Origin of the sequence: Methanocella sp. MCL-LM (assembly GCF_049676595.1) — an archaeon.
Classification (GTDB): Archaea; Halobacteriota; Methanocellia; order Methanocellales; family Methanocellaceae; genus Methanocella_A.
The window spans coordinates 1,503,842-1,526,251 of the sequence record NZ_CP187259.1 but is presented as its reverse complement, the minus strand read 5'-3'; the positions used below and the strand labels follow the sequence as shown (position 1 = coordinate 1,526,251).

Genomic DNA, 22,410 nt, shown 5'->3' with positions numbered 1-22,410 from the left:
AGGCACTATACATAGTCAGGTGCTTCGTCAATCATAATGATTACGAAAAATGGTATAGATCATATCGTTAATACGCCTTCTTTACAATGCTTTCACATCAGGTCTAACGATACTTTAAAGGTCTGGTATTCAATGTTTTCCGGCGACAACTCAATCGCCTTATCGATCGCTTTTTGAGCCCCTGATTTATCATTAGTCTTCAACAGAGCATCGCTCAGGTAATAATGATAGTCAGGCTTAAACGGGTGTAGTTTGATGGCTGCTTTTAAATCCATCGCTGCGGCCTCGTATTTCTGCTGCCGGAGGTGTATAATTGCGGCTTTAAACTGGGCATCGGCCATATCTTCGTTAGAAATATCTTTAGAAAGCATTGCCTGGTGACCTTTCGGCTGCCTGTGCCGGCCGAGAATTATGTCGATCTTGAAATATCTGACCAGGTCCTCGATAGTCCGGGGGCTGGCAAAGGCGAACATGTAATCGGATGTACCGGCATTCCCGCTCTGGGAGAGGATGTTCAGGCTGCCAAAGTAGAATACGGTTTTATCGATAAGGGCGACCTTTTCGTGGAAGCCTTTGCTTACGCCGTTGGAATCCGAGGCGATGATGACGTTGATACCCTGGGACCGGATTTCCTCGAGCAGCTCCTCTTTATCCGCCCGGGTTGTATCGTTTTTAAGGCTTCGGATAACCAGGTGGACGTTTACGCCCCGGGCTACAGCGGCTTTTAGTGGATTTAGCAGTGCCGACATGCGTTTCCGCGTGATGAACGGGCTGAAGATAATGATCCTCGATTCTGCATGGTCGACGTCGACGGTGAAAGCGCGATAAAACTCTGTCGCATCGTAGATGAGCTGCTTGGAGTCCGGAGAGATTTCGGCTTTTCCGGTTAGCGTCGTTTGCCTGCTTACCGCAGGGTAAGATAGCAGGATACCTTCAGAGTCGACAGTGTGGCCACTTACTGTAATTTCGCTGAGCAGTTCGCGGAAGATATTACCGGGTTTGAGCCTTTCTCTAAAGTACTGGTTGTTCGATATGATGATCAGCTTGCCTTTCGCCCGGGATATGGCGACGTTGATCAGCCTTGCGGTATCGGAGTCGATCGAAGATGCGGAAAAGAATCTGCCCGGGTTACCGGGAGAGCCTTCGACGAGGTCGATGATGATGCAGTCTTTTTCGTTGCCCTGCGATTTATGGATGGTCGTGACAGACACGATTTTTCTATCGATGCCCTGCTCCTGAAGTTGCTGTTCGATCAGTTTTACCTGTTTCTTGTATGGAGTGATAATCCCGACGTTATTGAGTCCTCCGGCGATGGCCGATTCTGCCAGTTTTGCGGCGAGCATGGCGCTATAAAGGTTAATACGCGAGCCCGCTGCCATTTTGCACCAGGGATTGATCCGGGAAGTGTCGCAAAGCACGACCGGCTGGCCCTCATAAGGCGGAAGTGCCGCAATCTGGTCCCGATCGGTTTGGGTCCGGAGGTTAGTTTTCAGCTGGCCGGCGTACATCTTATCGTTAATAATTTCAGCGATTCTGGGATGCATGCGATACTGCTCTTTCAGCATGACCAGCCGGGAATCTTCCCGGCCGGCATTGATCGATTCGACGATGCCTGCCTGGGTGAATATGTCTCGCTTGAGCCATTTAGCGGCGTTACGCCCGCTGCCCTGAGCAATGGGGGCAATCTGCCTGAAGTCGCCGGCGATTACATACTGAGACGCCCTTCCTGCGGCGAAAAAGACTGCCGGCAGGTTAGCCATGCTGGCTTCGTCAAGGATCATCACGTTAAATTTGAAATTCTGAATATTCCGGTCTACATAGCATTTAGTGAGTGTGCATCCGACGACCCGGGCTTTGCCGAAAATGAAATTTTCACACTGAACGATCTCTTTTTTCAACCCGGAGATAGCGGCCTCGGTGCTTTCGATGTGATTTCTGAGATCGCTCAGCCGGGCTGCCAAAGAGTCGATACAAGTATCGTCTTCGAGACTATGAGCGTAGACGAGGTGTTCTCGAACCTCAGGGATAGCCGATCTTAGCTCGCCAACCCGGACTTCTGCCAGTTGAGCCTCATATGCAAGGGCTTTTTCCGATGCATTCAACTGTTGTATCTGCAGGATTTTTTCTGAGATAAGAGCTGCATAGGAATTGGCCTTGCTGGAGCCGGGGAGCCGGAAGAGATTTTTCCCCAGGCCAGTGTTATGTTTTTGTTCGGCTTCCGTTTCCAGCCGGTTCTTTTCACGGTAACATTCAACCAGCTGCAGTTTGATCGTTCTAATCTTTTCGCTCAGGGCAGTTGCCTTGTTTTGATTTTCAGATAGCTCTTCCTCGCATTGCCTTAATTTCCGGTAGTCAGGTGATTCGAGAATTATCAATAGATTGGACAGTTCTTGCTCATATCCCCTCATTGCCCTTTTTAATCCGTCGATTTTCTGGTACAGGTTCCCGACTACCCGGTCGTTGACGTTATCCAGCAGGAAATTTTTAATGACGGGGTCGCTATTGCCGGCATTTCCGTACCTGATCACCCGGCCGTCGTCGATCAGGTCTTTGTTTTCCGGGGCCTCGGCGAACTTTTTGATCACTTCGTCTAAAGCGAGATTAGTGTGAGAGATCAGTAAAACGGTTTTCCCCGCTTTAATCAAATGATTCAGGAGGACGCTCAGGGTCTTTGTTTTCCCGGTACCTGGCGGCCCCCAGATGAAGGTGACTTCCTGCGACAGCCCTTTTGCCACTGCAAGTTTTTGATCGTCGTTCAGGCCGAAGGAATCGGCTATGCATAGAGGGCTATTGTCCGTAATTTCTGGCTCTGCAAAGCCAAAGAGCTTCATCGGGCCGGAAGTATCGAAATTGCTGGGGTTACTCAGAATTTCATCGTACCGTTTGAGTAAAAGATCAAGGAGCGCAGAAGTATCACTTTTAATTGTGGCGCTGTGAATAACCGGACCGTAGTCTTCAGTTGTGGCAATATCAATGTAGTTTTCGCCGGAGGTTACGACAAAGCCGTCTGATTTCCTTTTACCGGTGAAAATATCGATCGGAGTATCATCATTCACTCTAACATAGGATTCAAGAGGAAAGCGATAGATGAAATATTCTAAGCTCTTGTCGATGAATAATCCGTCTTTCAGGTCCAGCTGGACATCTCTGCCCTTCGTTTTTATGTGAACGATCTCTTCGGTGATCGCCTGGCGGAAAGCATTAATTAGCTCTACGGGATTCGTATTACCCTCAGTAGCTCTCCACCCGACCGATTTGTCCATGATAGATATAGTATCAGGTGCATTCAAGGATATAATTTTCTTTTTAATCCTGAATTATTAATAAGGACTAAACTGATAGGTAAGAAGATCGTCGCAAGTCAGAGCTATCTAAATATGATGGGATATCCAGTAAGCGCTTCAATAAGTTATTTATGCCATTATAAATTTGCTATCTGTATATGCCTGGTAAGCAAAATATGGATAGTGGTAAGGTTAGAAAAGGTCACGTTAACAAGCGTATTGACCTAAAATCCATAACCAGTTTACTTAGTTTATATGACACCAGAGATATAGAATCAGGCATTGTCAGGTATTATTTGAAATCCGGCGGCGTCCATGACGTTAAGAACACTTTTGTCCAGGACGTATTAAGCCACGATACAAACGGCGACGTCTACCGATTATTATCAAACCTGGACATTCAATTGACTGTTTATGATATAGTAAAGATCTTCGAGTCGCTGATATGTAAAGAGCAGGCCATCCAGAACGGTATCGTTTACACGCCCCGGGAAATTGTGGACTATATTGTAAACAATACTGTGAGCAACGAGGGCACTATTTGCGATTGCTCGTGCGGCTGCGGAGCGTTTTTGTTAGGAGCGCTGATAAGGCTAAAACAGATATCAGGCAAAAGCGCCGTCAACATCATTGAAAACAACATATTTGGCGTAGACGTATTCGACTACTCGATCAGAAGAACCAGAATAATACTGAGCTTATATGCCATAAGCAATAACGAAGACCAGGAGGTTATAAGATTCAATCTAAAGGTGGCCAATAGCCTCCAGGCTGACTGGAATGAGCTATTCCCGCAAGTCTTCGTCAATGGCGGGTTCGATTTTATCGTCGGAAATCCCCCGTACGTCAGAATTCAGGACCTTGATTCGGCCGCTAAAGAAGAGTTAACATCAAAGTGGCAAACAATCGGTAACGGCAACTTCAACCTGTATTATGCGTTTTTTGAGCTTGGAGTAGATCTGCTAAAGGAGAATGGAAGATTAGGCTATATCACCCCTAATAATTATTACACATCGCTGTCTGGGTTAAATATCCGGAGATACTTTGCCAGGAACAGGAAGATTATTAGAATAGTAAACTTCGGCCACCTGAAGCTTTTTGACGCTTCTACCTACACCTGCATTACGTTCATCGATAACAGCCATAAAGACGACTCTTTTGAATTCTGCTATCTGGACAATATCGCCAGCCTGCAATCCGATTTAGACGATATTACCTACACAAGATACCATTACAGCTGGCTAAATGACAAAAAATGGCAGCTGATGAGCGAAAGTGACTATTCGAACATCAGAAAAATCGAATCCGCCGGCACTCCTTTAGGTAAATTATGCCAGATCCGGGTAGGCATAGCCACGCTAAAAGATAAAATATATTTCGTTAACGAATACGATGAAAACTATTGTAAAGCGAAATTCAATAGCAGAGAGTACTTGATCGAGAAAGGGATAACCAGGAAGATAGTAAAAATTGCTTCTGTATCGACTGAGGAAGACGTGAAATCTTCAAAGCTGCGGATCATATTTCCGTACGTCGTGACGAACAATAAATGCTCGATCATACCTGAAGAGTCACTAAAAAGCAGGTATCCAATGTGTTACCGTTATCTGTCAGACGTTAAAGGGATATTAAGCTCCAGAGATAAAGGCAATAAGGTATACCCCACCTGGTATGCATGGGGCAGGACTCAGGCGATGAATTTCCATGGGCCCCGGCTGTATACTAAAACCTTTTCTAACGAGCCAAACTTCATTTTAGATATAGAATCCAACCTCTTCTGTAATGGGTATGGAATATTCTCAAACGCCCATTTAACTGAAATCCGGAAGATACTGAATTCAAGCATCATGAAGTACTACATCAAAAAAACAAGCGTTGAGATCGAAGGAAATTACCAGTGCTACCAGAAGAACTTCATCGAAAAGTTCGGCATACCCAGCTTTAGCGACGAAGAGTGGGATTACCTGTACCACGAAAATGACACCGGTAAGATCAACGAGTTTCTACTAGACAAGTACGGTATTGATGTTGATCTAACTTAAAGGATTATGGACGATTTTTCCCTGATTTTCCCTGAAAGCGGTTATCCCCGGCAGCCTTCACCGGGCCGGCCTTTAGACTATTCGAGACGCCATGGCGATTCCTGATATCTGCATCAGCCTTGTTTTTCTCCCGGGGTATCCACTCGATTCGGACATCCAGCTTTTTCTTCTCGATGAGCGACAGGATCGTCTCTCGTTTCCGGCTCAGGTGCGGGTAGTTAATGCGGTATCTGCCATTTAGCTGGTACACCACGAGCTGGCTGTCAGATTGTATCGTCGCCTTCGCCCCGGGCGGGAGGTGCTCCAGTGCCAGGATAACGCCATTGTATTCCGCCTCGTTGTTGGTGGCGCCTTTCTGGTGGGTGAGGTATACCTCGTCGTCCGAAAAGTGGGCGGCGCTGTGGCCTGAGCCGCTGCCATCCACGAAGATCACTATACGCTCTGAACTTGACATGTTTTGCCCTTAACGCCAGATATATCTGACGTGATGGTATATAGCACCAGTCGATCAGGCTTCAGGCACCAGCCGATTTATGGATGACTTCGATAAGTTTTCAGGCTATTTTTCGATTTTCCGCATTTTTTATGGCGGGATATTGATACTGGTACAACCGATTGGCAGGTAAGTATTTATATACCGAACGCACTTGCAAAATTATAAGTTATGGGGTAAATGCAGCATGAAGAACATAGTGAACACTCTATTACTGGCCATAAATGGCGGTATGACCAACGAAGAGCTGGCAGAAATTCAAGCCATGTCAGTTAGGCAGCAGACTCACGTCGAAGAATTGCGGGCACGTATAAAAACAGCTCTTGTTGACTAACGGTTATACTTTTTTCTCATTATCGCGGCCCGGGGAATAAAATACGGGTCAGTTTTATATTACATCACCTATTTTAAAATATGAAAAACACAGGTTGAGAGCATGAGGTGAGCTAAGTCAATCCAGATCTACGACGTATGAGGCGCTGTTTTCTATAGCCTTAGGTGAAAGTATGTATAGGCGGGAGCTTTACTAATCGAGTAGCAATACACCAGTTGTTGCGGAGGTATCAGGATTCAAAACGAAAAATGGGGAGGAGGGATTGCGATCGTGGACGATGAGGCTGCGATCGTCGACATGTACAGCAAAATTCTCACTGCAAGCAAAATCCCGATCGCCTTCGTAGCTTACGATGGTGAAGACGCGATCCGAAAATTCGAGGATAGCAACCCGAAGCCCCAGATCGTGATCATGGACTACCGCATGCCTTCCATGAACGGCCTCGAAGCGTCCAAAAAAATCTGGAAAATCGAGCCTGCAACCAGGATCATCTTTATCAGCGCCGATACGGGCGTGAGAGACGAAGCCCTTAAGGCAGGCGCTGCGGCCTTCATCCAGAAGCCCGCCAGCCTGAGGGAGATCGTCCTCGAAGTCAAATGCGTGATTAGAGGGCTGAATTGCTGATCTTCCAAAATTCACATATTCTTATTATTCTCAACTCCCCCGTTACCCGCAGGAAGACCAGAATACAGTACCCGGCGTCATTTATATCTGAATAATTAAGCCCCGTACTATTATCAGGTTATAATACCCTTTTTGATAGAAATAGTTCATTATTGTTGAAGTATTATAGGTTAGGTAGCAATAGTACGATCGTCATGCTCCGCTTGTGCATCGTCGGGTTTCATACTTGCGTTGAGGCGGACAAGAGAGACAGGTAGCATTCAAGATACTATCATGAGCCACTGAGGGTCAAAAAATGCAAAAAGTAAAATGGGACAGCGGTATCGCTATCGTAGACGACGAGAGAGTGATCATCGAGTTTTACAGGAAGGTCTTCGAGATGATGGGGATTCCTGTCGCCTTTATTGCCTACGATGGGGAAGATGCCGTGAAAAAGTTCCAGGAGTGCAGCCCCAGGCCACAGGTCATGCTAATGGATTATCGCATGCCGATAATGGACGGCCTCGAAGCCGCAAAAATGATCAGGAGCATCGAGCCGGACATGAAGATCATTTTCGTAACCGCAGACTCAGGTGCCCGGGAAGAAGCCATGAAGGTGGGCGCAGCAGCGTTTTTAGAGAAGCCCGTGGGCCTTAAGGACATCGTTACCCAGGTAGAGAAAGTTGTAAAAAAGGATCTGGCAGTCACACATTGAACTGTCGTGGCACATGCATGAGCTGACGATTCAGCCCTTCTTCGCTTTCACCTTTTTCTCAGGCAACGACGCAGTATGCCGATAAGCCCTTTCCAGCCACATTTTTGCGGTCTCCTCATTCTCCAGCACGGATTCTGGCAAAACTACATAATCCTTCATTGACCTGCCCGGCATCGGCTCGAATAGCTTAGCATCCTCGTATGCCTCGAAGAAATCGGCCTGATCATCCCTCGCTAGCCGGATCCATATGTCGCTCGCGAAGACTCCGGCAAACATATTACCATTGATCCAGTAGACTTCATGCCCGAACATGGGTTTCTTCTGACACTCGAAACCCTCGACCAGTCCCGCGAGTTTTCTTGCAGCTTCCTGCGACATCTTTTCCCACGCCATCGTAAACACCGAGAGGTTAAGTTACTAGTGTATGGGAGTACTCAAGCTAAAACTTTTTGCGACGATGAAGATTACAGGCATTACGTTTACCAGGTGCCCTTCAAGCCGGATTAAACAGAGGAAAAGCTCAAAAGGACACTAACCTACATCCGATCATAGACAGATACCCGGAGGTTGCACAGGTGAAGCCGTTCGAGCACTACGTGAAAGCAGGCATTGCAGTAAAAGAAGCCAGAAGCATAACGAGGGCAAAAGAGCTAATCAAGAACGCCCCGGTCAAGCTTGATCTGGTCAGCGCTGCAGAACTCACCCCGGAAACAGCACCTTTCCGACTCATGGGCGCCTATGAAATCATGAACGACTGCATATCCAGCCTGATGGCGCTCGACGGGTACGCAACCGAGTCCCTCGAAGCGAGGAACTCATACCTCGAAGACCTGTACAAAGGATACTACGGGACCGGCCTCGTCAGATCTTTCGCCCAGTGCACCGGGCTAAGAAATGACATCGTAAACCGGGCCATATCCGTCACCGTCGGCCAGGCCACTGAGGCGATCAAAGCGGCCAGAGAATTTATCCGAATTACGCAGGATATTGTGAGTGCTAAACTTACAATTCTAGTGTGATAGAGTTATGGCTCTATTACCGAATTGTTGACTATAGTGTAGCTGTGGTAGTCGTAGATGTCGGCTCCGGGGATGAGATAAATGTCATTTTTATAGGCGAAGGGATGGTAGTGATCTATTGCATATACCCGATTCTCATAGGGTAACATGCCAACATGGTAACTATCAATTCCATTCACTAAACCCCAAACATTAACGGAACTATTTGGGCCTAACATTTGACGCATTTCAATAGCAACGCCGGCCATTTCTCTATAAAGCTCTTTAGTATTTTCAGGGTCCTTAATATTTACATCAATGTCGAAGTAAATAAATGTATGATTAATTACTTCAGTGGGTTCAGATACTCCACTATCATGTACACAAATCTTTTCTATTTGTGGATAGTATGACCAACGAATATTGTTATAGATATGGTCACTGTTTACATATTGAGGATTCTGAACATCAAATCCTTTTGAATCATTAGTTGTATGAGTATTATTACTTGTTTGAGTACTATTATTGGTAATTGGATTAACCGGTATACTTGAGCTTGGAGTTACAATATCTTGTGAGGATTTACTGGATAAGTTCATATTTAGGCTTAGAACCACAACAGTAACAGCCATTATAGTAAATATTACAAGGATTAAGGATTTAATTTTCATAAAGCCACCACTACTTATCACGGAAAGTTACAGTACCCTTATTACCGCCATTATTCATGCTAAAGCCCATAGATCCATGATAATCATCGCTATAAATACGATATTGACCATTAGGACCACCAATATCCCAATCTGCATACCCATCCTTTTTAACATAGCTAGATCTTGAATTATGTCGTACAAGTGGACCATCATAACACCAAACACACATACAATTTGTTCTTTCTCTACCATCAGTCCCTATCAATCTAAAGTTCCCACTCGCCACATAAGCCTGATAATCTTCCTCAGGCTCATCAGGCTCAGGCTCTGGCCCCGATTTTGCATTAACCTTCACCACTTTTTCAGCCTGCTCTCCAAACCATATGCTGTCCTTAGCGACCATCCTGAACTTGAGACCATAGCTCCCCGGCCCCGGAGCTTTGATCTGGAACTGGAACGTATATTCTCCGCCTGGTCGGACTTCGGTTATTCCCGACATCGGCACGCTCGTCTTTCCGGTAAACTTATGGGCATCGCCGGTGTTGCCATCAGGCAGGCCTAGGTCAACGTGGTTGCTGCCATCAGTATACCATGTGCCTGTGCCAGTATTCCTCATGGTGATCTTCGCCTGGTAAGTGTCGCCTTCAGTCATTTCAGCCGGAATATCGACGGATACGACTTTTGCATCCCTCACGACAGGGTCGACTCGAATAGCCCTTGTCAGCTCATCCCCGAACCACCCGTAGCCTCCGCCCTTCATACGGTATGTGATTGAATAGCTGCCAGGAAGTTCGGGAGCAGATAGCGTCGTAGAAAACGTGTTCCTGGCCGTGGGTGCTACTCCGCCTGCCGGGACCGGGATTGTTCCGGAGCCGAAGTCAGTGCTATAAGATGCCAGCGCATAGCCCTGTCCGTTTGTCCATGCGGTGTTGCCCGTATTATCGAAGGTAATCTGGCATGGATAGCGATCTCCGGCGATCATGGTTGGAGGGATGTTATCATTAACGTACAAGGCATCTGCATAGTACCTGAACAGGACTGCAAAATGTGAGACCGCATGCTCGGATTCCATGCCAAGATCATCGTATGCTACTGCTTCGATTTCGTAGTTCCCCTCAACATACCGCTTCCTCTCACCTGACCACTGGTCGCCGCTAATCTGGCCTTTGGCCCATTCGTCGCCGTTGATCCGGTAGAAGACAAGCTTGATTGTCCTGCCCTGCCCGGGCATAAGCCTGCCCGATACGGTGATACGCTCGTCGATATACCGGGTGTCGCCATCGGCAGGGCTCGTTATGGTAATCGCTGAGCTCTCCCCGGAAGGCGCCGTAACGGTGTTATCGGCACCCCACACCCGGTATTTGGATATACGGTCGGCAGCAGCCACGATATTGTCGGCCACCGTCAGCTTGACTGCGATAGCGAGCATCAGCACGATAAAAAGAAGGATGAGTATGGCCTGCGCTTCGGCTGCCGCAGCATGGTTAAAAAAATGGCCTACGTTCTTCATCTTTCTTTTCATTGGGAGTACTCCTGGCGCAGTGTCACATAATCTTAAACTTGCATGATTGTGCAAATAAGTAGACAGTGCCCGGGATATATAAAGCTTTTGCGTAGCAGACGATAGGGTAGTCCACAAGTGTTTCAGGGAGATAACATGCGGCTGCGCTCTGAGAACCTCAGTTCGCCATGCAGCTTTTCCAGTAATAGTACTTAGACTCGGGAATCCTGAAGGCCAGCAGCGCATCTCTAATCGCGCACTGGTTCGTCCTGGTGTATTCTTCGACGGCCGCGATAAACAGCGCTTTGTAGCTCTTGCCCTTGATCTCGGCCCATATCTTAGGACGGTCCGTCTGCCATTCCGGGTACACCTGCTCTACCCAGCCGGCGAAGACGTTCAGCGGAAAGACTTCGAGGTACTGGCCGCACGTGTAGCCTATGTCTTTCTGCTTTGAGGCAAGGTAGGTATAATTAAGCACTGCGTCTACGAAGTAGTGCTTGTATGCAGAAGGAGTTTTATCTTCGTATATGCCGTGGAAGCTGAAAGCGTGTTTCCTGAGCCCTTCGCCCTGGCGCTGGCGCATCTCGGCGTAAAATTCCTGGGCGGCCTCCCGGCTGCCTGAATCCCGGTATTTGTTGTAGATGCCGGCGTAGCTTGAAAAGCCCTGGCCAGCTCCCGCGGAAGCGTTGATCTTATCCCGGAATTCGATGAAGGCGGCGATCTTCTCGTAGGCGATGTTGGTCTTCTTCGCCATCTCCTCGTTTTCCGAGCCGCTGTCCGGGTGGTACTTTTTCAGGAAGACGTTCCGTACTCGCTTAAGCTCCTCTTCGGTGACGGTTTCCCCCACGCCGAAGAACCGGAGATAGACATGGATGTCTTCCATGATCAGGTAATAACGAATGGGGGCTATTTAAACTTGATGAGTTGTACCGTAGGCAAAAATACTGCACAACTGGATCACGGCTTTATGTCCACTATTAATATCGAGTGGTCTGACAGCCCTTCCAGCCGTTCCTTGTGCGAGTACTCGACTGAACGCAGCGCTTTGCCCAGCCCCGGCGTCAGGAACGCGTAGTCCAGGCGGAATCCGCTACTGTCTAAAAACCAGGTGTAGTCCTCCGGCCCCGGTGCCAGGTGGAATTTCCGCCAGGCGTCGGTTAGCCCGTGGCCCTGCGAGTTCTTCAGCCGCTTCAGCTCCGCCATACGGTCGCTCAGGTAGTAGGTCCCGGTGTCCGGGCTCTGGTCTTCGGCGTTGATGCCCGTGTTGAAGTCGCCCGCTATGATCGTTTCTCTTCCTGAGCCCAGCTTTTCCCGTGCGTAGTCGATCAGCGAGTCCCAGACGAGCTGCTTGTGCCCGATGGACCTGACAAAAGTTTCCGGGCCGCCTTTTCTGCCCGGCCGGACGTCGGGTATGTGGAGGCCGAGAAGCTCAAATGACCCGACGGAAGCTTCCAGTGACAGGTTCAGCCACCGGTAGCGGTAGATCTCGTCCAGCCGCTTTTTCTCTATCCTGAAGCTCGTCGCGGGTGAAACTGCGTACGAATCGGTGATGCTCTTGCTGAGGGCGATCAGTATGCCGTTCTTGTCCAGCCCCGGGTTAGAGCAGTAGCAGGTAAAGCCGGCCTCCTGCAGGCCTGCCTTTAGGACTCCCCCGGTCTCTTCCGCATCCCTGTATTCCTGCAGTATGACGATATCAGGGCCTTTACCCTTGATCGCTCCGGTGATCATCCGCAGGTTTTCCGGGGAAGCTTCCGGATCGTACTCGGTCCGGCCGGCGCCGATGCCGCCGAAGCAGATGTTCCAGCTGAGGAGCTTCATTGAGACAGCGGGAGCGTGAGGCTCAGCGACTGGTTGCCTCCGCCCAGGTTTGTTGTAGTCGTAGATACGTAGAAGTCCCGGGAAGCGGCGACGCTGTAGTTGCCGGGCGGGAGATTGGTAAACGCGAAATAGCCCCTGGCATCTGTTTGCTCGGTTGACGTCGGCGCCAGCGGGGATGCGCCTTCCGGAAACAGGCTGACCGTTGCCCCGGGCACGGCCTGGTTAGTGCGGTCGGTCACGAGCCCGTCGATGGCGCCGCCGGACGTGCCGGCGTTCTGGGCAAATACCATCGGGGAGGTAATGCATAGAAGCAGCGAGATGGCGATTATGGTAAAAGCTTTGCGGATCACTTTGGACACCACCAGTTATCATGTGATCAACAGGCCGATTTATAGCTCTGCGCGCCGTTATCGGGGAACTTTTGCCATGCGCGGAACTACGTATTGTTACGGATAAAAAATCAGATAGAGCCGGAGATCGACTGAATCTGGCCCTGGGCGACGACCAGCAGACGGTCATTGGGCAGTTTTACCCACGGGGTTCCGTCCAGCACCTGGGTAGATACCAAAGTGCGGGCGCCCTGCATGTGGTAGAGGTTCTGGTAGTACATGGGCTTTTCAGGGTGGTGGCCGAACGCGTAGACGTTGTCGCCGTCGGACAGCAGGAAATTGAGCTTGATCTGCCTGCCGAACTCGTACTCTTCGAACAGGCTGGTAATGCCATACTGCAGCCCGGACAGTGTATCAGACTTATCACGGATGTTGTCCAGCAGGATGTGGAAGACGGACTCGGAATCCGTTTCACCTGTGGCCCTGGGGTGTATGTAAATGCCGTCGACGTGGCCGTTGTGGGCAAATACCCAGTCCCGGCCATCCATGTGGTGTACGAACGGGTGGCAGTTGCGCTCGTTCTTCTCCCCGCGGGAGGCGTGGCGTATGTGAGAGATGATGACGTCGCTCTCGGCCTCTTCGACTGCCCGGAAATAGGTCTTGCTCAGCAGCGCTTTCTCAGGAAGTTTTTGAATTACAGCATCCCCTTGCCGGTAGAATGCGATACCCCAGCCGTGCGGATTGCGGCCTGAGTGATCCGCAAACCGGTGGAGGGTGGAAATGGCCTTGCCTGGCCTGCTGAAGCTGATACCGTATAATTCGCACATGACTTGTTGGTGAGACCTCTTTAATGAGAAGATGTATCATAATGTTTTAAATATTTTTCATAAAATGACTCTGGAGCGATTGAGATTCCAGCCTCCGCCCGAGTGGCGTCTGTCGGACAGGCATACTCCCTGCATAAACCGAAGCGTAGCTATTTTAGTATGGACTGAGAAAAAACTTTCAGCTGAGGTTGGCGATCTTGAGGGAGCAGGACAGGAAGATCCTGAGAAACTTTTACAGGGATAATTACCGGCAGTACGGCCATAGCATAAAGAGCCTCGGCTGGATCGAGGGAACCCAGGAAGCCCGGTTTACCGTGCTCACCTCTATAGGGGACCTGAACGGCAGCAGCGTCCTCGACGTGGGCTGCGGATTCGCCGATCTGTACGGCTTTCTCCTGGAGCAGGGCATCGAGGTAGATTATACGGGCATTGACCTGAACCCGGAGTTCATCGAGACTGCCAGGACCCTTTACCCGGATGCCACGTTCATCGTCGGCGATTTCGAGGAGACGAAGATCCCCGGCCGGTTCGACTGGGCGTTCGAATGCGGTATCTTTAACCTGAAAGTGCACGAGCACCGGCCTTTCGTAGAGAACACCCTGCGCAAGATGTTCAAGCTGGCCTCCAGAGGTATCGCCGCAGATTTCCTGAGCCCGGTTTCGTATGATGTCTCTGGCCAGATGTACCACCCGGACCCGCTGGAGATGATCAGGTACTGTAACAGGCTATCTCCACGGGTGGTCTTGCGCTGCGACTATAAGCCGACGGAGTTTTGCGTGTACGTTTACAAAGACACTGAACCGGGAGTCATGAGCGCTTTCAGGGGCTTCAGGAACGCCCTCCGGGATCTTGGATCAGAGAGGGGCAGTCGATAACAGCCGCAGTCCGGGCGGTGTTCAGCCGGAGGGTCTCGCCCCTTTTTTCCCGAAGAATATATAGCTACAGCCCGATTAACATTTATATAATGAGCTGGAAACAGGTTGATCTCACCAGAGGAGGACACATGGTCGGACGACAAATGGCCCAAAGTACCATCGAGCTGCCCGGCGAAGAGCTGAACAGGCGGCTGGAAGACCTCTCGATGAAGATCGAGCGCGTCAGCATTCTCATCGAAGACACAATGGTCGACCCTAACGACGTCATTGGCCTGGATAGCGTGGCTTACAATAACCTGATGATCTGCCTGGCCAAGTACGAGGAGTTTTTAAACCACCTGCACGACACCACCCTGGACGCTACAGATGACATCCGGGAGCTAGTGGGCTGTACCGCAGAGTGCTACGGCGTAGTGGACGAGGACAGGGACGAAGATCACATCACGGATGAGGAAGAGCAGCCAGAGTAAGCCATAAGGCTACTGCTACTTGTCTACATTTTTACGGCCGGCAGGGCAGATCAGACGATCATCACTGGCCGGCTTACCTAAGTTCTGGACCCGGACGGCTATGTGGTCCAGATATCCACAATATGGCCCCGCAGGTTATGGCAGAGCATGGCTTGCACTGGCCTTCAACAGCAACCGGGACGACCGTGGTGCTAACGTATTTATAACTATCCGGTCATAGTCAGTGGATATGTCGAAAATTGGCTGGTCGTCAGCTTTACTTTTAATTGTCTTAGCCGTTCTGGCTGCCGGGTGCACTCAGCCGGCCACCACTGTGCAGGACAGTGAAACGATGTTCCAGGTGTCCACCTTCAGCGCCCTCTCTCAGGGAGTCTACGAAGGCGTGGCCCCGGTAAAAACGCTGAAGCAGAACGGGGATACCGGCCTCGGCACTTTCGACGCCCTCGACGGCGAGATGGTGTGCCTCGACGGGAAAGTATACCAGGTCCGGGTAGACGGAACGGTGGTAGAGAAGAGCGAGAACACTACTACTCCCTTTGCTGCAGTGACCTTTTTCGACGCGGACAGCACAAAACAGCTGCAAACTGTGCAGGGCCTCAGTAACCTGACGGCGCTGATTGATGGCGAAATTCCGTCCGATGCCACGATGTACGCCGTAAAGTTACACGGCAATTTCTCGTACGTGAAGACCAGAAGCGTCCCTGCGCAGACAAAACCATACCCGGCCTTAGCCGATGCAGTGAAGAACCAGTCGGTCTTCGAGCGGGAGAACGTCGCCGGTACGATCATAGGAGTGCGCTTCCCTGCGTACATGGATGGAGTCAACGTCGCCGGATATCATTGCCACTTCATCTCCGACGACAGGCAGTTCGGCGGCCACCTGCTGGACTGTACGCTGGAGAACGGAACGCTGATGATAGACGGTACTGATAGGTTTGTCATGGTGCTGCCGGCGGGCATGCACGGCGTAAATGCGGCCAAGGCGAACAGCACTGTCGTGAGCGCTATCGAACAGTAGAAATTTGAAGCGATAGTTATGACGATCGCCGACCCGGGCCGTTCGCTGCCCGAAGAGACAGGGGAAATTACTGGCATCAGCGAGCATATGGGCGGCACGAAGGCCACCGATCAGCTGCTTAAAATGACTGGAGCTGCCCCGGGCCATCGTGTCATTGACATGGGGTGCGGCACCGGCCTCACAGCCACAACAATGGCTAAAAGAGGCATAGACGTCATCGCGGTAGACATCGACTCCCGGGCACTGGCTATGGCGAAAGCCAGGTCAGCCCGGAGCGACACCGCAGAAATGATCAGCTTCATCCAGGCTGACCTGCATAACCTGCCTTTCAGAGAGGAAACTTTCGACGTTGCGGTGGCCGAGTCGGCACTGGCATTCTGCGATGCCGGCAGAGTATCCGGGGAAGCGAACAGGGTCTTGAAGTCGGGAGGCACTTTCGGTTTCAACGAGATGACCTACCTGCAAGCACCCGACCCTGCCCTGAAAGCTGTTCTGCGGCTCGCGTTACGAGCCTCGCCCCACCAGGAGAGGGAATGGAAAGTAATCTTCCAGAAGGCCGGGTTTACAGAGGTAGTCGGCAAAATCTCAAAGATCAGCCTTCCCGGACAGTTCCTGAGCCACCTGAAGACCCACGGCATGCTTGCGCACACCAGAGCGCTTATCGGAAGCCTCTTTAAACCCGGTATTGGCAGGGCGTTCCTGAACCCGAAAACGAGGGAGATGGTCATGAAGTTCCGATCGTATGTTGGCTACGGGCTGTACACAGGCAGGAAGCCCTGAAGTAGGCTAGCATCAAACATTTATGCGGGTATTAATAGATAGAATGCAGGAAGTGACTTATTATGGACGTTTTCATGCAGGCGGCGATCGACGAGGCTAAGAAAGGCCTGGCCGAAGGCGGCATACCCATCGGCTCGGTGATGGTGATCAACCGCAGGATAGTGGGCAGCGGCCACAACAAGCGGGTACAGGACGGCGACCCGATCATGCACGCCGAGATCGACTGCCTCCGCAGCGCAGGCAGAGTCGGCCGGTACAAGGATGCCGTCCTTTACTCGACACTGATGCCCTGTTATTTATGCGCCGGCGCAGTAGTCCAGTTCGGCATCAAGAAAGTCATAGTAGGCGAATCGAAGAACTTCGAAGGCGCCCGGGCCTTCATGGAAGCCCACGGCGTCGAAGTCGTGGATTTAGACCTGCCCGAATGCAAGGACATGATGGCCGAGTTCATCCGGCAAAACCCAGCCCTGTGGTTCGAGGATATCGGCAAGCTCTGAGCCTTTGAGTCTGCTTGCATCAATATTAGCCACGGTTCTTCGGACAGTGAGACAACCGAACTGCAATAGCTAAAACAAATGTTTGAACCACGGCGGCACAACGACACGGAGACTAAGCGACCCATGACAGACGGGATGGTAACTATAACCACGGCGGCACAACGACACGGAGACTATGGCGAACTGATAAAAACGAACTCTTTTTCAGTCCACGGCGACACGAAGACAGCGCATTAACCAAAAACTGCATATTATTCAATCGTTTCAGCCTGAGTATCAGGTTTATACCCTAAAAACTTCACTACTCCTTTGAATCTTATCAGGTTTAGCGCCAGGATACTGGATAGTGTGTTTGTCTCCGTGCTCTCAGCCTCCCGTGCCGCCGTGGATCAATAAAAAGAGTGCCCATCGATTCGGGCACGGTTTTCGCCGTGCCGCCGTGCCGCCGTGGTTCAAATAACCATCCCGCCATCGTTTCTCGCATTGTCTCTGTGTCGCCGTGCCGCCGTGGTTAGAACATCTGCCCTCCAGTAGTCAGGATAAGGAGCCGTGCCGCCGTGGTTAGAACATCTGCTCTCCAGTAGTCAGGATAAGGAGCCGTGCCGCCGTGGTTTGATCCCTGTGAGCTGCTATTGTTCCGACTCTTCCACGGTCATGTTCAGGAGCTGCCGGGGATTGGTCCGGGATATGTGGGGCTTGAATTCGACTTCTATGGCGGAGTGTCCGCTGAGCTTTCTTTCCCGGAGGTAGTGGAGGTATTTACATTCGACGGGGTTGAGGGCCTCGGAGGCGAAGACGTGGTCGTACCTGCGGCCGGTGCGCTGGTCTTCGGTGATTTCGTAGAGGCTGTACTCTGGCCTGTTGAGGTATAGCTTGCGGTATACGTCGATGAGGTCGAACTCGCCCAGCTTTTCCAGGATGTTGCGCTCGCCGGTGTCCCAGCGCTGGCCCCAGAATTTCTGGAGGACGATCTCGCCGGTGCGCTTGCGCTTCTGGCCCCACGTGACGATTCTGCCGTCGGGCAGCTCTTCCTGAGGTGTGCTGAAGTCGCCGCACAGGATGCGGGGGTACTGGGCGGGATTTGCCAGCGCTTTATAGATGCCTTCCAGCGTCTGGACTTTCTTGACGTTGTTGTAGTCTCCTGGTGGGATGTGGGCTGTGTGGAGCAGCACGTCGCCCCACGGGCCGATGATAAAGCACGACAGGACTTTCTCCGGCCATGGGACGTCGAACTTGATCGGGGACGAGATCAGGGGCCACTTGCTGGCGATCAGTTCCCCGAAACTGTTGCTCTTGAGCCGGGTAAGATACTTCGTGGACTGGAAGCTGTCGACGATACTGTAATAGCCGGCAGTCTTGAGCTGTTCCCTGTACACGGGCGCTGTCCCGGCCGTCACTTCCTGGAGGGCAATTATGTCCGGCTCCCGGCTTGTAAGCTGCTCGACCTGCACGGATATGTGTCCGCCGTACCCGCCCATGACGTTCCAGGAAATCAGCCGCATCGTTATCCTCGCTATATAGTAAGGGTATAAAATCTTATATAGCTATCACTGGGCTGGAAAGGGGCAGAGTTCGGAACATTTATCTTAAGCGACCGCAAAGATGAGTGTTTAATGGTAATATGGTGATTGGGTAATGACCTATACGAAAAAATTCAAGCTCAGGATAGGGTTCCACAGGTGGTCGTGGCTCTGTCTGGCGCTGGCGTTTCTCTTCGCTATGCCAGGGTTGCTGATCCTGTTCAATCCGGTCTTCCACGCGGCAGGCATGAAGGAGTTAGCCTCTGCGGGAGACAACATGAGGAACTCCTCTGATGGCCAGAAAGCTACTATGGGATCGGCGGGGGCATCGGCCGCTGCGGCAGCGGCGGCTGCTTCGAGTAAGGATCCTTCCCCTAAGACCCCGCTGAAGAGGCCTCCCAGAGCAGACCCGGATGATGATGGGCCGAGAAACCCGTTCGAGAAGAAGCCTGGCTCTGGCAAAGATGTTCCCGGGTTCGACCCGAAAAAGCCGTCTGGCACAAATACCGGGAGTAGCAGTAGTAGCTCTGATGGTACCAGCTGGAAAGACTGGTTTTTGCCCGACTGGTGGCCCTGGAAGTGATCTGAATGGCAGACGATATTCAGTCTGTGGCCGGACAGGCCACTCAACAATTGGTGCCTCCGGTCACTCCGCCTAAGGCGACTGGTACAGTCGCATCGAGCGCGCCCTCGAAGCTGCCGAAGATAGAGTTCTGGACAGCAGTGCGTATTGCGGCTTTTGGCGTGATCATTCTCTGGACGCTGGTCAATATCGCCCTCTTCTGGGCGAACGGTATCACCCCTCGCGGGCTCATCTGGGCCATCTGGTGGCCTGCGTTTTTCATGGTGCAGTTCACCGTTTTCACCACGCCCTGGCGGGCGGTAAAGGCGAAGGAGATGGTGAGGATGTTCCTGATCGGCATGGGCATCGTATTTTTCGCCATCTACTTTGCAGAGCTTGCCATGGTCGGCGTGCTCACGGCGTTCCCGGAGATCAACCCGATCAAAGCGGTCCTCAGCCTCGATTTTGTACTGGGTAGCTACGATCCGCTGTCGGATGTAGCTTCGCCCATCGTCGAAGAGGTCTTTAAAGTCCTCCCCGTCGTCATATACCTGCTGATAGCCGGGCAGGGATACTGGAAAAGGGCGCTGGGCCCGCTCGACATCGCCTTGCTTTGCGGGTCGGTGGGTGCCGGGTTCCAGTTCATGGAGAATATCGCCAGGGTTACTAACAGCTACATGAGTACCCTGGGCTGGGACAGGTCAGTCAGGCCGGCCAGCTTTGGTATCGACCCCTTCTTCCTCTTCCCTGACATGTACCACGGCAGCGTATCCGTATGGCCCGGGCATGCCGAAAGTGCCATGGTGATCGGGCTTTTCCTGGGCTTTGGCTTGCTGCTCCGGAAAAAGCTGCCCTACGTCTGGGCCATCCTGCCGGCACTGGGGATGCTCTGGATGATCTGGCTGCACCTGCTGATCAACTACCTGAGGCCCGGCGCGCCGCAGTTCTGGGCCAAGCTGGTAATGGCCATGGACCTGAACGGCGGCCTGGTCCAGTACGTCCTGATTCTCGGGCTGCTGCTCGCCATCGGGGTGTCAATAGCCACGAAGTTCTTCTTCCTGCAAGTCGATAAAAAAGCGACAGTGGCGGTCGTGGGAAAGGAGACGCTGGAGTACCTTAAAGCCAACCAGAAAGAGCCGCTCCTCATCCTGAAAAAGCTGTGGAGCCTCAGGCACTTCTGGGCATACCGTCACGCTCTCGCCTACGGGGCCCTGTACGCAAACCAGCAGAAGCCTGAGGAAAGAGAGGAATGGCTGCCGTGGCTGTACGGCCTGAGGCAGATGGCACTGGGTAAGCCGGCTGAAGAGGTTTAGCCGGGTTAAGAGAGCTATTGCCTGGCACTTGCCGGACAATAGCTTTTTGACCAGTTCATTGATAACATATGAATTATTGGAGGCTGGAGATATGATAAAAATTAAGTATTTACTGATAGCCATAGTACTGATAGACCTGGCACTGGCGGTTACCGGGTGCTGCAGCTGCTGTGGATCTTCTGGCTATGGCACGGGTGTCTGAGACTACCGATCTCTGGCGGTAAATTCCCTCGGGGATTGTACTAATATGGTGATTGTGCCAGTGGTATACCGGATAACTGGCACGTTTTTCTCATACAAGCATTTCAGCTGTTTTTTAAGAGAAAGTTTTTAGCGCTCCGGGCCACAGCAGCGAGTATGAGAGTAATGGGCCGCCGACAGGATGCGTTTGAGATCGACGTGCAGGCCGATGCTGATGCCTCAATTGCCCGCGTCTTCTTCGAAGGGGAGTGGCAGGGTGACCCTGAAGAAGCCAGGGCTCTGCTAAATGCTGTCTGCAAAGCGCTTGCTAGCAGGAACCGGCTAGATTTCCTGATCTTGAGTGGCGGATTTCTCTGCCTCCCGTGGCCTGATTCTGTCAAGAGATGGTCCGTAGAAGATCCGGTGAATCCGCCGGTGAAGATCGTAGATCAGCTACTGGCGTACGGAGAGGCGAACTTCATGAGCCTCCTGGAAGGCGCAACAGGCCGCAGGCTACGCCAGGTGACACGCTACCTGACCATGGGCGTGGACATGTTCTTCTTCATGGGCTCGGCCTGGGATCCGCATGCAGAGCTGACCTTTGCCATGGATATGGATAAGGGCAAGGTGTGGCGCACAGGCAAATCCTACCCGAATACCCGGCAGCAGCACGGGCTTGTGCGTGTGGCCGATTTGCGGAGCCACTACATCGATGCGGGAGGGCGTAAGATAATGCTCCTTGGGTGCCACGACCTGAACATGTTCAGCCCCAGATCGGCTCACAATGCCAGAGGCTGGCGGGCAGAGACTATCGCCGAGTTTAGGCGGCTGGCGGCAGAAGAAAAGCCTGATCTGCTCATCTGGCATCCCCACAAGTCGGACACGCCCAGAACATGGCTGGCCGGGCTGTGCGGCCTGAAAAGGGTGCTGCCCGGGATCGGTTATGCCGGATCAGGCATCTATTACAACGACGGAATGGCGCCTAGGGCAGGCCTGAGTCAGGTGCTGCGAGGCACTAAAAATGTGGCGACGATTGACCTGATAGCGAAAAAGTAGAAAGGAAAAATTTTGTTTAGATGATGCACCGGGTCGTCAGAATTGTCGCCAGGTCACCGGCATTCTTGATCGGGAAATCGCTCTTATCGAGGTGCTCGATCAGGTCATACAGGGTCCACTGACTACCCTTATAGGAACAGGCCATCGGCGTGGACTTCGGGAAGACCTTCAGCAGCGCATCCTTGTCGGTGATAGGGAACCTGATTCCGGCCCCTTCGACCATTTCCACGATCTTCACTTTCATCATGTCCAGCTCTTTGACGGCGTTGGCGCCCGGCGCCTGGGCATGCTCTGAGTATACTGGCTTGTTAATCGTCAAGGATATCACCATATAATGTCATTCTTGAAACATATTATACGGTCCGGCAGGCTGTGTACCTGCCGGACCGCATAAAACGTTTCACAAAGGACAATAATAATTGTACGAGGTTATTCAATAAGCTTCTCCAGGCATCGGTCGTACTCTAAAGCATTACAGTCCCGGCCTTATGCTGTTTTCCAATTGCCAATTAGGAAAATCGGATTACAGCAATGTTTTTATG

At 51.4% G+C, this 22,410-nt stretch carries 24 protein-coding genes; 13 read left to right on the top strand and 11 right to left on the bottom strand.

Annotated features, from left to right (window positions below):
• Positions 1 to 92: 92 nt before the first annotated feature.
• Positions 93 to 3,263, bottom strand: coding sequence for an AAA domain-containing protein (locus ACPLPM_RS07635; protein WP_424359651.1), 3,171 nt, complete (start codon positions 3,261 to 3,263; stop codon positions 93 to 95).
• A gap of 179 nt (positions 3,264 to 3,442) precedes the next feature.
• Here ACPLPM_RS07635 and ACPLPM_RS07630 point away from each other — a divergent pair, with 179 nt between their 5' ends.
• A complete protein-coding gene (locus ACPLPM_RS07630; protein ID WP_424359650.1) occupies positions 3,443 to 5,326 on the top strand; it encodes an HsdM family class I SAM-dependent methyltransferase in 1,884 nt (627 codons plus the stop codon).
• A 4-nt stretch (positions 5,327 to 5,330) separates the two neighbouring features.
• Here the strand turns inward: ACPLPM_RS07630 and ACPLPM_RS07625 are convergent, their stop codons facing one another.
• Positions 5,331 to 5,780 carry a ribonuclease HI family protein gene (locus ACPLPM_RS07625; RefSeq protein ID WP_424359649.1) on the bottom strand — a complete coding sequence of 150 codons (450 nt, stop codon included), beginning with the start codon at positions 5,778 to 5,780 and terminating at the stop codon, positions 5,331 to 5,333.
• Positions 5,781 to 6,006: 226 nt separating this feature from the next.
• On the opposite strand from ACPLPM_RS07625, the gene ACPLPM_RS07620 reads away from it, so the two are divergent.
• The 3 genes from ACPLPM_RS07620 (at position 6,007) to ACPLPM_RS07610 (ending at position 7,471) form a co-directional block, all read left to right on the top strand.
• On the top strand, positions 6,007 to 6,153 hold the full coding sequence (locus ACPLPM_RS07620) for a hypothetical protein (protein WP_424359648.1): 147 nt from the start codon (positions 6,007 to 6,009) through the stop codon (positions 6,151 to 6,153).
• A gap of 270 nt (positions 6,154 to 6,423) precedes the next feature.
• A complete protein-coding gene (locus tag ACPLPM_RS07615) occupies positions 6,424 to 6,777 on the top strand; it encodes a response regulator transcription factor (RefSeq protein WP_424359647.1) in 354 nt (117 codons plus the stop codon).
• 295 nt (positions 6,778 to 7,072) lie between these two features.
• A complete protein-coding gene (locus ACPLPM_RS07610) occupies positions 7,073 to 7,471 on the top strand; it encodes a response regulator (RefSeq protein WP_424359646.1) in 399 nt (132 codons plus the stop codon).
• Positions 7,472 to 7,501: 30 nt separating this feature from the next.
• Here ACPLPM_RS07610 and ACPLPM_RS07605 read toward each other — a convergent pair whose 3' ends face one another.
• Entirely contained in the window at positions 7,502 to 7,864 is a 363-nt protein-coding gene (locus ACPLPM_RS07605) for a TfoX/Sxy family protein (protein ID WP_424359645.1), read from the bottom strand.
• 182 nt (positions 7,865 to 8,046) lie between these two features.
• On the opposite strand from ACPLPM_RS07605, the gene ACPLPM_RS07600 reads away from it, so the two are divergent.
• Positions 8,047 to 8,490, top strand: coding sequence for a hypothetical protein (locus ACPLPM_RS07600; protein ID WP_424359644.1), 444 nt, complete (start codon positions 8,047 to 8,049; stop codon positions 8,488 to 8,490).
• Between the two features lie 5 nt (positions 8,491 to 8,495).
• On the opposite strand, the gene ACPLPM_RS07595 is transcribed toward ACPLPM_RS07600, so the two are convergent.
• The 6 genes from ACPLPM_RS07595 to ACPLPM_RS07570 form a co-directional block, all read right to left on the bottom strand.
• Positions 8,496 to 9,140, bottom strand: coding sequence for a hypothetical protein (locus tag ACPLPM_RS07595; RefSeq protein WP_424359643.1), 645 nt, complete (start codon positions 9,138 to 9,140; stop codon positions 8,496 to 8,498).
• 10 nt (positions 9,141 to 9,150) lie between these two features.
• Positions 9,151 to 10,644 carry a hypothetical protein gene (locus ACPLPM_RS07590; protein ID WP_424359642.1) on the bottom strand — a complete coding sequence of 498 codons (1,494 nt, stop codon included), beginning with the start codon at positions 10,642 to 10,644 and terminating at the stop codon, positions 9,151 to 9,153.
• Positions 10,645 to 10,801: 157 nt separating this feature from the next.
• Positions 10,802 to 11,506, bottom strand: a complete 705-nt coding sequence (locus ACPLPM_RS07585) for a hypothetical protein (protein WP_424359641.1) — start codon at positions 11,504 to 11,506, stop codon at positions 10,802 to 10,804.
• A 74-nt stretch (positions 11,507 to 11,580) separates the two neighbouring features.
• On the bottom strand, positions 11,581 to 12,441 hold the full coding sequence (locus tag ACPLPM_RS07580; protein WP_424359640.1) for an endonuclease/exonuclease/phosphatase family protein: 861 nt from the start codon (positions 12,439 to 12,441) through the stop codon (positions 11,581 to 11,583).
• A complete protein-coding gene (locus tag ACPLPM_RS07575) occupies positions 12,438 to 12,803 on the bottom strand; it encodes a carboxypeptidase-like regulatory domain-containing protein (RefSeq protein WP_424359639.1) in 366 nt (121 codons plus the stop codon). Before ACPLPM_RS07575 ends, ACPLPM_RS07580 begins: the two co-directional genes overlap by 4 nt.
• A 98-nt stretch (positions 12,804 to 12,901) precedes the next feature.
• Positions 12,902 to 13,597, bottom strand: coding sequence for a class II glutamine amidotransferase (locus ACPLPM_RS07570; RefSeq protein ID WP_424359638.1), 696 nt, complete (start codon positions 13,595 to 13,597; stop codon positions 12,902 to 12,904).
• Positions 13,598 to 13,794: 197 nt separating this feature from the next.
• Between ACPLPM_RS07570 and ACPLPM_RS07565 the strand changes: the two genes are divergently transcribed.
• The 5 genes from ACPLPM_RS07565 to ACPLPM_RS07545 all read left to right on the top strand — a co-directional run bounded on the left by ACPLPM_RS07565 (position 13,795) and on the right by ACPLPM_RS07545 (position 17,237).
• Complete coding sequence (locus ACPLPM_RS07565) at positions 13,795 to 14,472, top strand: class I SAM-dependent methyltransferase (RefSeq protein ID WP_424359637.1); 678 nt, start codon at positions 13,795 to 13,797, stop codon at positions 14,470 to 14,472.
• Positions 14,473 to 14,561: 89 nt separating this feature from the next.
• Positions 14,562 to 14,942: a hypothetical protein gene (locus ACPLPM_RS07560; protein ID WP_424359636.1), complete on the top strand. Its 381-nt coding sequence runs from the start codon at positions 14,562 to 14,564 to the stop codon at positions 14,940 to 14,942.
• Between the two features lie 229 nt (positions 14,943 to 15,171).
• Positions 15,172 to 15,960, top strand: coding sequence for an acetolactate decarboxylase (gene budA / locus ACPLPM_RS07555; protein ID WP_424359635.1), 789 nt, complete (start codon positions 15,172 to 15,174; stop codon positions 15,958 to 15,960).
• Positions 15,961 to 15,978: 18 nt separating this feature from the next.
• Positions 15,979 to 16,740 (top strand): class I SAM-dependent methyltransferase, encoded by a 762-nt coding sequence (locus tag ACPLPM_RS07550; RefSeq protein ID WP_424359634.1) that lies wholly within the window; start codon positions 15,979 to 15,981, stop codon positions 16,738 to 16,740.
• 62 nt (positions 16,741 to 16,802) lie between these two features.
• Positions 16,803 to 17,237 carry a nucleoside deaminase gene (locus ACPLPM_RS07545; RefSeq protein ID WP_424359633.1) on the top strand — a complete coding sequence of 145 codons (435 nt, stop codon included), beginning with the start codon at positions 16,803 to 16,805 and terminating at the stop codon, positions 17,235 to 17,237.
• Between the two features lie 629 nt (positions 17,238 to 17,866).
• On the opposite strand, the gene ACPLPM_RS07540 is transcribed toward ACPLPM_RS07545, so the two are convergent.
• The gene (locus ACPLPM_RS07540) at positions 17,867 to 18,739 is read right to left on the bottom strand and encodes an endonuclease/exonuclease/phosphatase family protein (protein ID WP_424359632.1); all 873 of its coding nucleotides are present in this window, start codon (positions 18,737 to 18,739) and stop codon (positions 17,867 to 17,869) included.
• A 133-nt stretch (positions 18,740 to 18,872) separates the two neighbouring features.
• Between ACPLPM_RS07540 and ACPLPM_RS07535 the strand changes: the two genes are divergently transcribed.
• The 3 genes from ACPLPM_RS07535 (at position 18,873) to ACPLPM_RS07525 (ending at position 21,868) form a co-directional block, all read left to right on the top strand.
• Positions 18,873 to 19,340, top strand: coding sequence for a hypothetical protein (locus tag ACPLPM_RS07535; protein WP_424359631.1), 468 nt, complete (start codon positions 18,873 to 18,875; stop codon positions 19,338 to 19,340).
• 5 nt (positions 19,341 to 19,345) lie between these two features.
• Positions 19,346 to 20,632, top strand: a complete 1,287-nt coding sequence (locus ACPLPM_RS07530) for a PrsW family glutamic-type intramembrane protease (RefSeq protein WP_424359630.1) — start codon at positions 19,346 to 19,348, stop codon at positions 20,630 to 20,632.
• Between the two features lie 357 nt (positions 20,633 to 20,989).
• Complete coding sequence (locus tag ACPLPM_RS07525; protein ID WP_424359629.1) at positions 20,990 to 21,868, top strand: hypothetical protein; 879 nt, start codon at positions 20,990 to 20,992, stop codon at positions 21,866 to 21,868.
• 16 nt (positions 21,869 to 21,884) lie between these two features.
• Here the strand turns inward: ACPLPM_RS07525 and ACPLPM_RS07520 are convergent, their stop codons facing one another.
• The gene (locus ACPLPM_RS07520) at positions 21,885 to 22,196 is read right to left on the bottom strand and encodes an MTH865 family protein (RefSeq protein ID WP_424360049.1); all 312 of its coding nucleotides are present in this window, start codon (positions 22,194 to 22,196) and stop codon (positions 21,885 to 21,887) included.
• Positions 22,197 to 22,410 lie beyond the last annotated feature (214 nt).